Here is a 13,571-nt window from a genome sequence, read left to right as displayed (position 1 = left end):
ATTTGTAAACATGTGCTTGTAATGTGTGGGCAGAGATGGTAATATTTTAGTAAGGTAGAATATTGAACAGAGTTCTTATATATGGAACAAATGACACCTGCATAAAAATCAGGAGGGCGAACCGCTATGAGTGAAGAGAGAGAAATCAAGGTAAAAAGCCTGCAGAAGGCTTTGGAAATTCTGGGATGTTTCGTGGAAAAACAACCTCTGGGTGTGACGGAGATCAGTGAGAAGCTGGGATTATACAAGAGCAACGTGCATAATATTTTAATGACTTTTAAGGCTATGGATTATCTGGAACAGGACCCGGAGACCGGGAAATTCAGTCTGGGGACCGCAGTGTTTACCCTCAGCCGTGCGCTGAAGGAGAGCCTTACCATTTCCAAGGTAGTGCTGCCCTATATGCATCAGATCGCAAAAGAGGCGGGAGAGCTGGTATATCTTGCCATTCCCCATGAAGATGAGGTGGTCTATCTGGAGGCAGTCTATCCGGAAGGCCAGATGCTGCCCGGCAGGTCGGTCACAGGGGAGCGCTCAAAAATGTACTGCACCAGTGTGGGTAAGGTCATCCTTTCCCAGATGACGGATGAGGAAGTGGAGGAGATTCTGAGCCGCGAGAAGAAGGCATTCACAGACTATACCATTACAGACAAGGAGAAGTTGTGGGAGGAAGTCAGGAATGCCAGGAGAGACGGCTATGCTATGGACAACATGGAGAATACCTTCGGTGTCAAATGTGTGGGAGTTCCTCTGCTGAATCACCTGGGCAAAGTAGAGGGCGCCATGAGCATCAGCACCCCTTCCCTTCGCATGGATGATGAGAAGCGGGATATTTTCGTACAGATCCTCAAACGATATGCAAATGATATTCAAAAACGTCTATAGAAAATAAAAGGTCAAATTTGGATAATTTGCACAAAAAGGAAAAAGATTCCCATAAGATATTGAAAAATTAAACAAGGTGTGATATGCTCATAACATCAAAAAAGAACGAAGTTCTTACATACAGAACAGAAAGAAAAAGAATTCAGAATGGTTACTCGGCAAAATGCCGAGTAAAAAAATAAAACCAATGAAGAACAGGGTTCTGTAATAGAGAACAATTTAAAAATGGGAGGATTTTTACAATGGCAAACAAACCGTATTTAGTAGTGGAATGGAACGACACAGAGACAGATGCAAAGGGATGGATGTGTGCATACAACTTCGTAAATCATTACTGCGGAGGCGGAACAAGAATGCACCCCACCGTTACCAAGGAGGAAGTGGTCCGCCTTGCAACAACCATGGGATACAAATACAAAGCATGTGAGTCCCTCACAACAGGCGGATGTAAAGCAGGTATCGCCTATGACTACAAAGCTCCGGATGCCCTGGATGTTCTGAGGCGTTTCCTGACAGCTACCGCTCCGGTTATCAACGCAGGTGTTTCCATCGGCGGAGATTTAGGGGTGGACTACTCCGACGTTTTAAGGATTTTAGATGACCTGGGAATCGGTATTCCGCAGACAAAGGCCATGAAGGAAGATCCGGATATCCATCAGGGTATTATAAACCATGACAGAGCGGAAAAAGAACTGACATATGACGGCTTCAAAATGTATGACATGATCACAGGCTACGGTGTTGCGGCCGCAGCGGATGAAGCGTGGAAGATGAAGGGTGGAAAAGAAGGCGCTACCGTTGTGATCCAGGGCTTCGGATGTGTAGGAGCAAGCTGTGTGAACTCCCTGAACGACATGGGCTACAAGGTGGTCGGAATCGCTGACGTAAACGGACTTGTTTACTGCAAGGACGGCCTGGACATTCCTAAACTGGTGGCAACCAGACTTCCGAAGGGCGAATTAAATAAAGAAGCTTTCCAGGACAACTATGAAATTTATCCAAACAGCCAGTGGCTGGAAAAAGAATGTGATATCCTGATTCCCGCAGCCCTGGAAGATGTTATCAATAAAGACAATGCTGACAAGATCAAAGCATCCCTGTTAGTGGAGGCAGCCAATATTCCCACCACACCGGAAGCAGACGAGATCCTCCGCAAAAAGGGTGTAGACGTAGCTGTTGACTTTATTACAAATATGGGCGGCATCCGTATCTACGAAGCAATTATCTTCCGCATTGTAAAGATTGAAGACATGAACGATGAGGATGCGGCAGCAGCAATCGTAAAAGATACCGTAGACTTGATCCGCAAACAGACACGCCGGGTATTTGAGGAGTCCAAAAAGACAGGTGAATTCACCCGTGACGTAGCCAGAAGGCTGTTCACACCGGACAAATCCGACACTCCGGATATGTAATCCGTTATTCTGCTAGATAGGGTGGGGATGCGAAAAAAGCATCCCCATTCTATGCATATGGAGGTTTTTTATGAATTCTAAAGTGAGAAAATACCTTACGGTCATAACCCTTGGCCTGGCAGGAGGTTCCATCTATTTTCTGCCCTACGTGAAATACATTTTTTATGACGCACAGCTTGCAGCCATGCATATGAGCAACACCCAGTCCGGCCTGCTGCTCACCATGTACACCGTGGGAAATATGATCCTCTACATACCGGGCGGCATCATTGCAGATAAAGTGTCACCGAAAAAAGCACTGATCATATCTTTGCTCAGCACATCAGCTCTGGCTTTCCTGTACGCATTTACCATGGACTTTAAGATCGCCATGTTCATCTGGATGGGGCTCTCCTTCAGTACGGCATTTGTATTCTGGTCCGCGCTCATGAAAGCAGTCCGCATCATCGGAACAGAGGAAGAACAGGGATTCATGTACGGTCTTTATTATGCCTGCAACGGAATTACAGCAGCCCTGACCAATACGCTGGCGCTGAACATTTACAAGACAGCAGGCGGAAATATGGAACAGGGATTCTTCCGAGCCGTTCTGGCAGGCGGCTCCGTTGCTATTATCGCAGCCATTCTGCTGTTCTTCCTTATGCAGGGCAGTGACAAAAAGGATGAAAAAGTTGATGACGGGGAACCAAAATTCAACATGGGTGATGTGGGAAAACTGCTGAAAAACCCCGTTGTCTGGATCGTCTCCTTTACTATTTTCTGCGGATATGGTTTTTACACCAGTATATCCTATTTCAATCCGTATCTGACCGAGGTGATAGGTGTATCTCCGGAGAGTTCAGGATTTATCTCCATTGTCCGCAACTACCTGCTTCTGCTGCTGGCTCCTGTGGGCGGCATCATTGCAGATAAAGTATTTAAATCCACCTGTAAATGGCTCTCCACGGCATTTGTCATACTGGCAGTTCTTTTCGGGGCAGTTCTCATTCTGCCTTCCGGTATCAGTCCCATGGCAGCCAGCCTTTACACATTGATTCCGGGGGCGTTCGCCATGATGATGTACGGCGTTGTATTTTCCACGGTCAGTGAGGCGGGAATCCCCAGAGCTATGACGGGAACCGTGATCGGTATTGCATCCATCATCGGCTATCTGCCGGATTCCATCTACTCTGTGCTCTTTGGAAAGTGGCTGGATGCCTTCGGCGGCTCAGGGTACAATTTTATCTTTGGTTTTCTTGCAGTTTCAGGTCTGGTGGGAGCCACACTGGCAATGTTGATTTACAGGCACGGTAAGAAAGCAAAACAGGGAGCAATCTCCTGAAGTATTTATAGAAAGGAAAATGAAATTATGGGAAAAGAAAAAGTTTACACCAATCCCGTCCGCTGCAAAGGCTGCGGGTATTGTATCAACGCATGTCCTCAGGAGGCCATAAAGGAATCCGGCCATGTAAACGCCAAGGGATACAATACGGTTGAAGTGGATGCAGAGAAATGTGTGGTATGCGGTATGTGTTACCGCGTATGCCCGGATTATGTGTTTGAAATACGATGAGGGAGGTTCATTATGGGAAAAGTATTATTTAAAGGAAATGAGGCTCTGGCGGAGGCCGCTCTGGCAGCCGGATGCCGCTTCTACAGCGGATATCCGATTACTCCGCAGACAGAGATTCTGGAATATCTCTCCTGGAGAATGGAAGATGTGGGTGGGGTGTTCATCCAGGCAGAGTCTGAACTGGCAGGCGTCAACATGGTACTGGGAGCATCCGCAGCAGGTGCAAGGGCACTGACCACATCCGCAGGCCCCGGATTTTCACTGAAACAGGAAGGGATCTCCTACCTGGTGGCAGCAGACCTTCCGGCAGTTATCGTGGATGTTATGCGTATCGGCACAGGTCTTGGCGACATTGCTCAGGGTCAGGGGGACTACTGGCAGCTCACAAGAGGCGGCGGCCACGGGGATTACCACACACTGGTACTGGCACCGGCTTCTGTTCAGGAGAACGCGGACCTTATGGTGGAAGCCTTTGATCTGGCTGAAAAATACCGCCATCCGGTTCTCATCGCCTCCGACGCGGCCATCGGCCAGATGATTGAGGCTGTGGAGATTCCGGAATTCAGGGAACACGATATTGATAAATATGACTGGAGCATCAAGGGATGTAAAAAAGGCTGTGAACAGCGCAAGATCCAGAACGTTTATTATACCCATCCGGATTATGAGAATTACCTGAGAGAGAAATACGATGACATGGAGCGCGACGAACAGCGCTATGAGAATATTCAGGTGGAAGATGCAGAACTGGTGCTTGTGGCTTATGGAATCAGTTCCAGAGTATGCCGTGAGACCGTTGAACTTGCAAGAGAAGAGGGCCTGAAGCTGGGACTCATCCGCCCCATCACACTGTGGCCGTTCCCGGTGAAGGCATTTGAGGAGGCAAAGAACGCCAAAGCATTCCTCACCGTGGAGATGAATATCTTAGGCCAGATGACAGACGATGTGCGCCTGGCTACCGGCGGAAAATATCCGGTTGACCATTTTGGTTCTATTTTCGAGATTCCGGAATCTGACGGGATCATCGCGAAAGCAAAAGAAATGCTGAAAAAGGAGGGCGTATGATATGAGACTGGTAGCTCCTGAAACCGTAACATTTACGCAGAGTGGCTTCTGTCCCGGATGCGGACACGGCCTGGCAGTCCGTTTGATTGCCGAAGTAATGGAAGAGATGGGTTTAAGTGAAAAGCTTCTGGCTGTGGTTGACGTGGCCTGCGGTTCTTTAAATATTGATTCCTGGAGATTTGACACAGTTATGGCAGCCCACGGACGCCCCGTGGCTACCGCAGTGGGCATCAAGAAGGTGCGCCCGGAAAATCCGGTGCTGGCTTATATCGGCGACGGCGCCGCATATTCCATCGGTATGGCGGAGACCATGCACACCGCATTGTGCAATGACAACGTGGTGACTGTAGTCATCAACAACAGCTTATACGGCATGACCGGCGGTCAGTGTGCGCCTACATCCCTTCCGGGGCAGATTACCACCTCCACACCGAGAGGAAAAGACCCGGAAAAGATGGGTATGCCGTTTCGTGTAGAGCAGGCATTTACCGGCTTCGATATTGCCTATCTGGCAAGAGGCACCATGGCAGATGCCAAGGGTATGATCCAGAGTAAGAAATACATCAAAAAAGCATTTGAAAAACATATGAAGGGCGAGGGATTCTGCCTGGTTGAGCTGCTCTCCCCATGTCCCACAAACCTGAACATGACTCCTGTAAAGAGCATGGAACACCTGAAAAATGAGATGGAGAAATACTTCCCTCTGGGTGAATTTAAAGACAAAAAGGAGGAGGAATAGACATGGCAAAAGAAATCATTTGTGCCGGATTCGGCGGACAGGGAGTGCTGACAGCCGGAATGCTCCTCATCAATGCCGGCATGGAACAGGATAAAAATGTTTTATTTTACCCCTCCTATGGTTCAGAGATGCGCGGCGGAACCGCTAACTGTACCGTGAAGATCAGTGACAAGCTGATCGCCAGCCCGGTTTCCAAGCACCCGGATATTCTGTTCACCATGAACACACCGGCTATCGACAAGTTCGAGGATCGTCTGAAACCCGGCGGGCTTCTGCTGGTAAATTCCTCCATTGTGCCCGAGGACAGGAAATACAGAGAGGATATCAAGGTAGTAAAGATTCCCGCAACGGATATTGCCGCAGAGGTAAAAAATCCAAAGGGTGCCAACCTGGTCATGCTGGGAGCACTGGCGGCCCACAGTGATCTGTTTACTATTGAATATATGGAAACAGCCATTGTCTCCTTTTTTGAGAAAAAGGGAAAGGGCAAATTTAATGAGAAGAATGTAGCCTGCTATCGCCGTGGGGTGGAGGGCAGATAATATAGGGGTTTTGAGTAAGAGGGCGGTTCTGCCGCCCTCTCACAGGAGGTAGAAAACTATGGATTTGACAAAACTGCTGAAACCGAAGTCCGTAGCAGTCATCGGTGCCAGTGAGAAGGAAGGATTCGGCGGCGATGTATGCCGCAATATCCTTACTTATATGGAAGACAGAAGCCATGTATATTTTATACATCCCAAGCGTGACCAGGTCTTTGGGGTTCCCTGTTATAAGAGTGTGACAGAAGTACCGGAATCTGTGGATCTGATGGTCATCTGTACTTCCCAGAAGACAGTGATCCCTCTGTTAAAAGAAGGGGCTGCAAAAGGATGCGGCGGTGCCGTGATATTTGCCAGCGGATACGGTGAAGTGGGAACCGATGAGGGCAGGGCCAATGAAAAGGAACTGATGGAGACCGCCAGGGAGCTGGGCATTGCCGTTATGGGACCGAACTGCGCGGGATTCGTCAATTATGTGGACAATGTGCAGGCCTTTGCGTTTATCTCTGACAAGAGAGACAGAAAAGGCAGTGTGGGTGTAGTCTCCCAGAGCGGACAGCTCTGCCTGTCCCTGATGGACTGCCCGGGCATGCGTTTCTCCTACAGTATATCAGCCGGAAACGGAAAGATCGTCCAGATGGAGGATTACATGGATTTTCTGGTTGAGGATGCGAATACAAAAGTAGTCAGTGTCTATATTGAGGGCGTTAAAAATGCGGATAAATTTGCGGCAGTTCTGAAAAAAGCTGCGGACAAGAGAAAACCCGTCGTTATCCTGAAGGCGGGAAGAAGTGCCAAGGGCGGCGCCATTGCAGCCTCCCATACGGGAAGCCTTTCCGGTTCCGATGCGTCCTTTGACGCTGTGCTGAAAAAGTTCGGCGCTATCCGTGTGGATGATCTGGAAGAGCTGATGGCCATGTCCCTTATGCTCTCCACCTTAAAACAGATGCCAAAGCAGGCCACATTTGCCTCCATGAACCTCTCCGGAGGGGAGACAGGAATCTGTGCCGATGTGGGAAGTTTAAACGGTATCGAATACCCGGATTTCACGAAGGAGACTCTGGCTTCTCTGAAAGAGCAGCTTCCCTCTTACGCCTCACCCAACAATCCGCTGGATATGACGGCGAGCCTCTCCTATGACGCGGATCTGTACGCGGGAGCGCTTCGCACTGTGATGGATGACCCCAATATCGGTATGGTCCTCATTGGCTATACACTGCTTCTGGAGATCGCGGACCCGGCTATCCACTATATGTACCAGGGAATTGAGAAAGTGGTAAAAGAAAAAGGGGAAAACTGCAAACCGATCGCCATGATCCCCTTTGCGGAAAACACCAGGAATGCGGAATACCAGGAAAAGCTGTTCAATATCGGTGTACCGGTGCTTCCGCCTACGGTCTATGCGTTTAAGATCCTGCGCCACCTGGCTGATTTTATTTCCTATACACCGGAGAATAAGAGCCTGAGTCTTGCAGTGGGCCAGAAGAAGAGCGATGAGACCTATGCCCTGTCCGAGCATGACAGCAAGAAAGAGCTGGGAGCCTACGGGGTTCCGGTTCCCAAGGAAGTCATTGTCACATCTGCGGAGGAAGCGGCAGAGTTTGCCAAGAACACAAAGGAAGCTCTGGTCATGAAAGTGGAATCCGCTGATATTCTGCACAAGAGTGATGTGGGCGGTGTGAAACTGAATATCCATGGTCCTGAGGAAGCGGTTCAGGCATATAATGAAATTATGGAGAGTGTATCATCGAAACGTCCTGATGCGAAGATCAACGGGATTTTAACGGTTCCCATGTTAAAATCAGGAGTAGAGATGATCATCGGTGTGAACAATGACCCGCAGTTCGGCCCCATGGTCATGGTGGGAATGGGCGGTGTGTTCGTAGAGCTGTTCAAGGATGTGGCACTGTACCCGGCGCCCATCAGTAAGGCGGAGGCCTTAGACATGCTCAGATCACTGAAATCCTTTAAACTGCTGAACGGTTACCGCGGCGGGGCAAAATGTGATATTGACGCCCTGTGTGATACCATTGTAAGCATTGCTGATTTCGCCAGTGCAAACAGGGATACCCTGAAGGAATTGGATATCAACCCTCTGTTTGTATACCCGGAAGGGGAAGGGGTAGGCGTAGCTGACGCCCTTGTTGTCAAATACAAAGAGTAAAACCGATGACGGAACGGTTGGCATCATAAAGGAGGGACACGATGTGAAGCTGTTTGAGAAGATTGAGAAGAAAGTTTTTATCCCGGCTGTAGTGATCCTGGCAGTCATAATTATTCCACTGTATCTGGCACCGGAGATTTCCAACCAGATAATTTCAAGTGTATTTGAGTTCTGTACAGGAAGGCTGGGGTTTCTGTACCTGCTGGCCTGTCTTGTATCCTTTGGTTTTCTGATCTGGCTGACAGTCAGTAAGCACGGGAACGTGAAGCTGGGCAGCGCTGAGGATAAGCCGCAGTACTCCAATCTCTCCTGGATCGCCATGCTTTTTACTGCAGGTGTGGGAACCAGCATCGTGATTCTGGGCTTTCTGGAACCGATTTACTATGTAAGCGGCCCTCCTTTTGATCTGGAGCCGTTTGGCAAACAGGCATATGAGTATGCCCATATGTACGGACAGTTTCACTGGGGCCTGAGTGCCTGGGCGTTCTATAACCCGGCTATCATCGCCACAGCCTATATGATGTTTGTACGCAAAAAACCGGGAATGCGTCTGAGTATTGCCTGCGAGCCTGTTTTAAAAAAGCATGCAAAAGGTTTTTTGGGAAATGTGATCGACATGCTTGTTATTTTCGGTATTGTGGGTTCCATTTCCACATCTCTCGGTATCGGGGCGCCTGTACTTTCCGTGATCATCCGGGAAGTATTCGGTATCCCGCAGAACTATGATTTTGTTGTGCGTATCATAGTATTGATCATCTGGGTCTGCATATTCGGAACCTCCGTATATCTGGGCCTGGATAAAGGAATCCAAAAACTCAGCAACATAAATGTTGTGATGGCATTTATCTTTATGGCAATTGTGCTTTTTGTGGGGCCGACAACAGATATTTTTAAGATGGAAGTGAATTCGCTGGGGCTGTACGCTTCGGATTTTGTGAAGATGAGTACATACACAGACCCCTTCGGAAGCGGAAAGTTTACGCAGGAATGGACAGTTTTCTACTGGGGTTGGTGGCTGGCCTTTATGCCTATGATGGGAATGTTTGTGGGACGTATTTCCAGAGGGCGAACCATTCGGAATGTCGTGTGGGGACAACTGATATGGGGATCTCTGGGCTGCTGTGTAAGCTTTATGATATTCGGAGGATACTCTTTATTTCTGCAGGAAACAGGCAGAGTGGATCTTGCGTCCATTCTGCAGAGTGAAGGACAGAGCGCTGCCATTGTAGCGATTCTGCAGACTCTGCCAATGCCTAAGCTTATGATGATATTCCTGTGTCTTGTCTGTTTTGTGTATCTTGCCACAACCATTGATTCCTGTGCCTATGTATTGGCCGGGACAACCATGAAGAGACTGAAAGGAGATGAGGAGCCTGCCAGATGGAACAGAATATTCTGGGCGATTTTGTTCTGTCTTCTGTCAATCGGCCTTATGCTGATCGGCGGACTGGAGGCAGTGAAGACCATTTCCGTACTCACAGGGCTGCCGCTGATCGCGGTGTTGATCTTATTGATCATTTCAGTAAAGAAGATGCTTACCGGGGAAGATAAAAGAAAAAAGGCTGAAAATGCCGAAAATGAGCCCCAGGAGAAAGCAGATTCCCCTGAAATAGAAAAAATATCCCCTGGGGTGGCTTGTAAAACGGAAGAAGATTCGCTATGATATAACCATAGCCGCATCCTCCGCAAACTGCGGCTCCAAATGAATTTGGATTCACGCATGACATACAAAGGAGGCTGTACCCGCTTTGGCGGGGTGCAGCCTCCTTTGTGTATCTGCAAAATGTTTTTCAGGGCAGTATGTCACCAAAGGTATAGCTGTGGTGTGTTATGGATAAAGGAGTTATAAAATAGATATGGAAGAAAGTCGTTTACAGCATCTGTTTCTCAAATACAGCCAGATGTTATATAAAATTTCAGTATTAATGCTCTGTAATGAACAGGATGCCAATGACGCTGTACAGGATACCTTTATCAGATATTTATCTGCAGATAGATGTTTTGGGGATGAAGAGCATGAAAAAGCCTGGCTGATTCGGGTCAATATCAATATCTGCAAAAACATGCTGCGGTTTCGCAGAATGCACCCCACAACCACTTATGAGGATTTGACCTCCTGTCCTCACAGTGCAGAGGATATTGGGTTAATGAATGCACTCCTTGAACTGAAGGAAAAGGACAAGGAACCGCTTATCTTATATTACATAGAGGGATATTCCTGCAGAGAAATTTCCGGATTTTTGGGGATTTCAGAAGGAGCTGTGAAGAAAAGGCTGGAAAGAGCGCGGAAAAGGTTGAGGGATAGGTATGAACAGAACAGGGAATAAAGGTTACGGGAACGTGGATTTTGAAAGGCTGGCACCTCTGGCTGAGGATATTGTATTTTCAGAGGCAGAAAGAGTAAAAGTTATGTCTGCATGTTATTCCGGGCTGGAGGAAAAGAGGAGAAAACAAAGAAAATGGTATTACAGGGCAGCAGCCATTGTCTTAGTGTTTTTAATCACAGCAATCACAGCGGTTATGGTAAGTCCCCCGAATGTTCTTGTGTATGCTTCGGGTATTTCCGGTAAAGTGAGATTAAAAACAGGCGAGAGTGTAATTCTGAAAAAACAGTTTACGCCTCTGGGAATGGGATATATGCTGACTTTGGATACTGGGGAAGCGGAAGCTTTTTATACAATAGAAACCGGAGAGCATATATATCCGGAAAATGTCTTTCAAAACAGTAATACAATTTACTGGCTGCCGGATGGGGTACTGAACGGTAAATTGTCAGATGAAAATGGTGAAATCATACATCTGCCGAAAACAAATAAATCTGTGCTGAAAATAAGAGTGAGCAGCAAGGGTGGACAGAAGGAGGATATTACACTTTCATTAGAGCAAAGAGAAAATGTGTGCAGCGTGGAATTGCTGGAAGAAAAGTAAGAGCGGCAGCCGTGCAGTATTGGAAGACAATCGCTGCCGCACGGCTGTTTTATACTATAAAATATTCAGGTCTGATTTTTCATAACGGTTGTGGCCCGGAAGGCTTTTTTTATATTTCCAGCATTTAATAGCATCCTCCAATGATTTGCCGGTATTTTCCGCATAAAAGTCTCGGATATAGGTGTTGTATTCAAACTGGCGGTTAATGGCTGTTCTGCCTTTTTTCTTATCCTGCTGTATCTGAAAGTAAGCTTCAATGGCCTGCTGATACGTTTTTCCCGTATTGGTTTTCAGCCATTTCTGAAAGGGGACCAGAAAGGTGAAGCCGCTGCCGATTCTGGATTGGAAAAATGCCCGGTGTACTTCAGAGCAGACAAAATTTGGTTCAATGAGGGTATCTTCCGTTATTTCTGTGTACACGGGTTTTGTTTTTGGCTTTTTGGAAGCAGCAGAAATTTCTCCTGTGTCCAGAAAGTGCGCGATCCGGTCAGTCAGCTCCAGTTTTCCGCCTGACGCTGGTATGCCGTTCTGACGGCAGAACGCGGTTAACTCCTCTTTCAGATAGTAATAACTGCGGAAAGTATCTCCGTCCAGATGCTTGTTTAAAACAGGTCTGTCACTCATTTTTCTTCTCCTGACATATCAATTCTATAGACGCCACCATATCGTTTCATCTCTTTTAAACTCTGTGAAACCGCATGTTTTCAATATGTTCTGAGAGGCAGAACCCTCCGGGTCTGTTTCTGCGGTCACATGCTGTACTCCGTCCTGACCAAGTGCCCACCGGCACAGAGCTTTCACAGCTTCCGTCATATATCCGTTATGTTCAAAGGCCTTTCCAAGGCCGTAACCGATCTCCACTTCACCCTTTTCATCGGGAATATCTTTGAAGCTTGCAGAGCCTACAACAGTCCGGTCAGATTTTCGGATCAGAAACCAGAAGGTGTACCACATATAATGTGCGGGATTTTTTTTACACGCGAGAAGCTGTGAGGATACAATTTCCTTAAATATGCCCTCCATGGGTTCGGCCTGATAGGAGCAGTCAAGTTCTTTCTCCAACTGCGGGATACGGTCTGTCCATAATGCAAGCTGGGCGGGGGTAAGGGGGAGGATGGTTAATCGTTTCGTTTCCAGTTTCATAAGCACTCCTGTGATTTGTATTTTGGCGGAACTATTCTGCCGGTTCCTTTGAAATGTTTCCCGAATCTCCATTACGGAGAAATCCGGGGAGCGCAGATAGTATTCTGCCTGATATGGATAAGTCTATCATAGATTGAGGACAGGTGTAAATGGAAACTCTGAGGAGTTGCATTGTCAATAAGCAGGGAATCCTGTATAATCAAAACAAGTGACAGATTCCTGCTGTCCGCAGTGACGCTTCCGTCGGCTTTAAAAATTGCAGAATGGACAGAGTGAAAGGGGAGAGGGGATAATATGAGAGAAAGACTGGAAATAGACCGCCAGGGGAAAGGGATACACGCAGTGAAGGAGAACCGCACAGCAGTGGATTATTTCATCTATCCGGAATACGAAATCCATCTGAACAGTCTTCCGGCAGGGGCGGTTCAGGAGTGGCATTACCATTCGGAAATAGAGGAAATCCTGGTAGTGACAAAAGGAATTCTGACCTGTAAGTGGAAGGAAGAGGGGAAAGTCCGAACATCCCGGGCAAAGGAAAAAGAGATTGTGCGGGTGCAAAATTCGATTCATACATTTCAGAATGACACGGAGGAGAACGCGGAGTTTGTTGTCTTTCGTTTTGTTCCGGATGGAGTGGATAAAAGGGAACAGATAAAAAAAGATAAGAAGCTTGCTGAGGAGGCAGAAGAAATATGAAGGATGAAGAAAGAAGCCGGACCGGCAATCATGCGAAAGCTGATTCCGGCAGCAGGCCGGAAGAGGAGAAAAATAACGAGCCAAAAGGGACGCCCGACAATGAACCGGAAGAGGAACCCGGCAATGAACCGGAAGAGGAACCCGGCAATGAACCGGAAGAGGAACCCGGCAATGAACCGGAAGAGGAACCCGGCAATGAACCGGAAGAGGAACCCGGCAATGATTCGGAAAAGTTCCCCGACAATGATACGAAAAAGACTAACGGCAATGAATCGGAGGAAAGCGAAAAGGGCCGGCGTTTGGCTATGGGTATCAGCATGGGGATTATTTTCGGTGTGGTTTTTGGACAAACCATATTCGGAAACCTGGGTACAGGCATTGCCATAGGACTCGCCCTTGGCGTGGCGCTCGGAAGTATAAAATAAAAGGATTGTTGAAATAAACA

15 protein-coding genes are annotated in these 13,571 nt (G+C 47.6%); 13 read left to right on the top strand and 2 right to left on the bottom strand.

The window, feature by feature from the left end; translation table 11 throughout:
• Nucleotides 1-126: 126 nt before the first annotated feature.
• The 11 genes from V8Q34_RS10465 to V8Q34_RS10415 all read left to right on the top strand — a co-directional run bounded on the left by V8Q34_RS10465 (nucleotide 127) and on the right by V8Q34_RS10415 (nucleotide 11,287).
• Nucleotides 127-885 (top strand): IclR family transcriptional regulator, encoded by a 759-nt coding sequence (locus V8Q34_RS10465; protein WP_054353336.1) that lies wholly within the window; start codon nucleotides 127-129, stop codon nucleotides 883-885.
• 242 nt (nucleotides 886-1,127) lie between these two features.
• Complete coding sequence (locus V8Q34_RS10460) at nucleotides 1,128-2,300, top strand: Glu/Leu/Phe/Val family dehydrogenase (protein ID WP_335835386.1); 1,173 nt, start codon at nucleotides 1,128-1,130, stop codon at nucleotides 2,298-2,300.
• Nucleotides 2,301-2,370: 70 nt separating this feature from the next.
• On the top strand, nucleotides 2,371-3,621 hold the full coding sequence (locus V8Q34_RS10455) for an MFS transporter (RefSeq protein WP_033142473.1): 1,251 nt from the start codon (nucleotides 2,371-2,373) through the stop codon (nucleotides 3,619-3,621).
• Between the two features lie 27 nt (nucleotides 3,622-3,648).
• Nucleotides 3,649-3,852, top strand: coding sequence for a 4Fe-4S binding protein (locus V8Q34_RS10450; protein ID WP_033142472.1), 204 nt, complete (start codon nucleotides 3,649-3,651; stop codon nucleotides 3,850-3,852).
• 12 nt (nucleotides 3,853-3,864) lie between these two features.
• The gene (gene vorB / locus V8Q34_RS10445; protein WP_033142471.1) at nucleotides 3,865-4,917 is read left to right on the top strand and encodes a 3-methyl-2-oxobutanoate dehydrogenase subunit VorB; all 1,053 of its coding nucleotides are present in this window, start codon (nucleotides 3,865-3,867) and stop codon (nucleotides 4,915-4,917) included.
• A gap of 1 nt (nucleotide 4,918) precedes the next feature.
• Nucleotides 4,919-5,656 (top strand): thiamine pyrophosphate-dependent enzyme, encoded by a 738-nt coding sequence (locus V8Q34_RS10440; RefSeq protein WP_335835385.1) that lies wholly within the window; start codon nucleotides 4,919-4,921, stop codon nucleotides 5,654-5,656.
• A gap of 2 nt (nucleotides 5,657-5,658) precedes the next feature.
• Entirely contained in the window at nucleotides 5,659-6,198 is a 540-nt protein-coding gene (locus tag V8Q34_RS10435) for a 2-oxoacid:acceptor oxidoreductase family protein (protein WP_103730903.1), read from the top strand.
• Between the two features lie 58 nt (nucleotides 6,199-6,256).
• Complete coding sequence (locus V8Q34_RS10430; protein WP_103730904.1) at nucleotides 6,257-8,359, top strand: acetate--CoA ligase family protein; 2,103 nt, start codon at nucleotides 6,257-6,259, stop codon at nucleotides 8,357-8,359.
• 43 nt (nucleotides 8,360-8,402) lie between these two features.
• Nucleotides 8,403-10,022, top strand: a complete 1,620-nt coding sequence (locus V8Q34_RS10425) for a BCCT family transporter (protein ID WP_052099595.1) — start codon at nucleotides 8,403-8,405, stop codon at nucleotides 10,020-10,022.
• 193 nt (nucleotides 10,023-10,215) lie between these two features.
• On the top strand, nucleotides 10,216-10,686 hold the full coding sequence (locus V8Q34_RS10420) for an RNA polymerase sigma factor (RefSeq protein ID WP_335835384.1): 471 nt from the start codon (nucleotides 10,216-10,218) through the stop codon (nucleotides 10,684-10,686).
• A complete protein-coding gene (locus tag V8Q34_RS10415; protein WP_033142466.1) occupies nucleotides 10,667-11,287 on the top strand; it encodes a hypothetical protein in 621 nt (206 codons plus the stop codon). Before V8Q34_RS10420 ends, V8Q34_RS10415 begins: the two co-directional genes overlap by 20 nt.
• A 54-nt stretch (nucleotides 11,288-11,341) precedes the next feature.
• On the opposite strand, the gene V8Q34_RS10410 is transcribed toward V8Q34_RS10415, so the two are convergent.
• Together V8Q34_RS10410 and V8Q34_RS10405 are read right to left on the bottom strand one after the other, a co-directional pair.
• Nucleotides 11,342-11,911: a DUF6434 domain-containing protein gene (locus V8Q34_RS10410; RefSeq protein ID WP_335835383.1), complete on the bottom strand. Its 570-nt coding sequence runs from the start codon at nucleotides 11,909-11,911 to the stop codon at nucleotides 11,342-11,344.
• A 24-nt stretch (nucleotides 11,912-11,935) separates the two neighbouring features.
• The gene (locus V8Q34_RS10405; RefSeq protein ID WP_227243020.1) at nucleotides 11,936-12,430 is read right to left on the bottom strand and encodes a GNAT family N-acetyltransferase; all 495 of its coding nucleotides are present in this window, start codon (nucleotides 12,428-12,430) and stop codon (nucleotides 11,936-11,938) included.
• Between the two features lie 294 nt (nucleotides 12,431-12,724).
• On the opposite strand from V8Q34_RS10405, the gene V8Q34_RS10400 reads away from it, so the two are divergent.
• Nucleotides 12,725-13,126: a cupin domain-containing protein gene (locus V8Q34_RS10400; RefSeq protein ID WP_335835382.1), complete on the top strand. Its 402-nt coding sequence runs from the start codon at nucleotides 12,725-12,727 to the stop codon at nucleotides 13,124-13,126.
• Entirely contained in the window at nucleotides 13,123-13,551 is a 429-nt protein-coding gene (locus tag V8Q34_RS10395) for a hypothetical protein (protein WP_264475934.1), read from the top strand. The genes V8Q34_RS10400 and V8Q34_RS10395 overlap by 4 nt, the downstream gene beginning before the upstream one ends.
• Nucleotides 13,552-13,571 lie beyond the last annotated feature (20 nt).

The organism is Blautia sp. JLR.GB0024 (genome assembly GCF_037000545.1).
Classification (GTDB): domain Bacteria; phylum Bacillota; class Clostridia; order Lachnospirales; family Lachnospiraceae; genus Blautia; species Blautia celeris.
The sequence above is the reverse complement of the archived record's forward strand: the minus strand, read 5'-3'. Positions and strand labels throughout refer to the sequence as shown.

Excerpts from the sequence above, each read along its gene's own strand:
- V8Q34_RS10465 (WP_054353336.1), top strand. The coding sequence starts at position 127 with ATGAGTGAAGAGAGAGAAATCAAGGTAAAAAGCCTGCAGAAGGCTTTG.
- V8Q34_RS10460 (WP_335835386.1), top strand. The coding sequence starts at position 1,128 with ATGGCAAACAAACCGTATTTAGTAGTGGAATGGAACGACACAGAGACA.
- V8Q34_RS10455 (WP_033142473.1), top strand. The coding sequence starts at position 2,371 with ATGAATTCTAAAGTGAGAAAATACCTTACGGTCATAACCCTTGGCCTG.
- V8Q34_RS10450 (WP_033142472.1), top strand. The coding sequence starts at position 3,649 with ATGGGAAAAGAAAAAGTTTACACCAATCCCGTCCGCTGCAAAGGCTGC.
- vorB (WP_033142471.1), top strand. The coding sequence starts at position 3,865 with ATGGGAAAAGTATTATTTAAAGGAAATGAGGCTCTGGCGGAGGCCGCT.
- V8Q34_RS10440 (WP_335835385.1), top strand. The coding sequence starts at position 4,919 with ATGAGACTGGTAGCTCCTGAAACCGTAACATTTACGCAGAGTGGCTTC.
- V8Q34_RS10435 (WP_103730903.1), top strand. The coding sequence starts at position 5,659 with ATGGCAAAAGAAATCATTTGTGCCGGATTCGGCGGACAGGGAGTGCTG.
- V8Q34_RS10430 (WP_103730904.1), top strand. The coding sequence starts at position 6,257 with ATGGATTTGACAAAACTGCTGAAACCGAAGTCCGTAGCAGTCATCGGT.
- V8Q34_RS10420 (WP_335835384.1), top strand. The coding sequence starts at position 10,216 with ATGGAAGAAAGTCGTTTACAGCATCTGTTTCTCAAATACAGCCAGATG.
- V8Q34_RS10415 (WP_033142466.1), top strand. The coding sequence starts at position 10,667 with ATGAACAGAACAGGGAATAAAGGTTACGGGAACGTGGATTTTGAAAGG.
- V8Q34_RS10410 (WP_335835383.1), bottom strand. The coding sequence starts at position 11,911 with ATGAGTGACAGACCTGTTTTAAACAAGCATCTGGACGGAGATACTTTC.
- V8Q34_RS10405 (WP_227243020.1), bottom strand. The coding sequence starts at position 12,430 with ATGAAACTGGAAACGAAACGATTAACCATCCTCCCCCTTACCCCCGCC.
- V8Q34_RS10400 (WP_335835382.1), top strand. The coding sequence starts at position 12,725 with ATGAGAGAAAGACTGGAAATAGACCGCCAGGGGAAAGGGATACACGCA.
- V8Q34_RS10395 (WP_264475934.1), top strand. The coding sequence starts at position 13,123 with ATGAAGGATGAAGAAAGAAGCCGGACCGGCAATCATGCGAAAGCTGAT.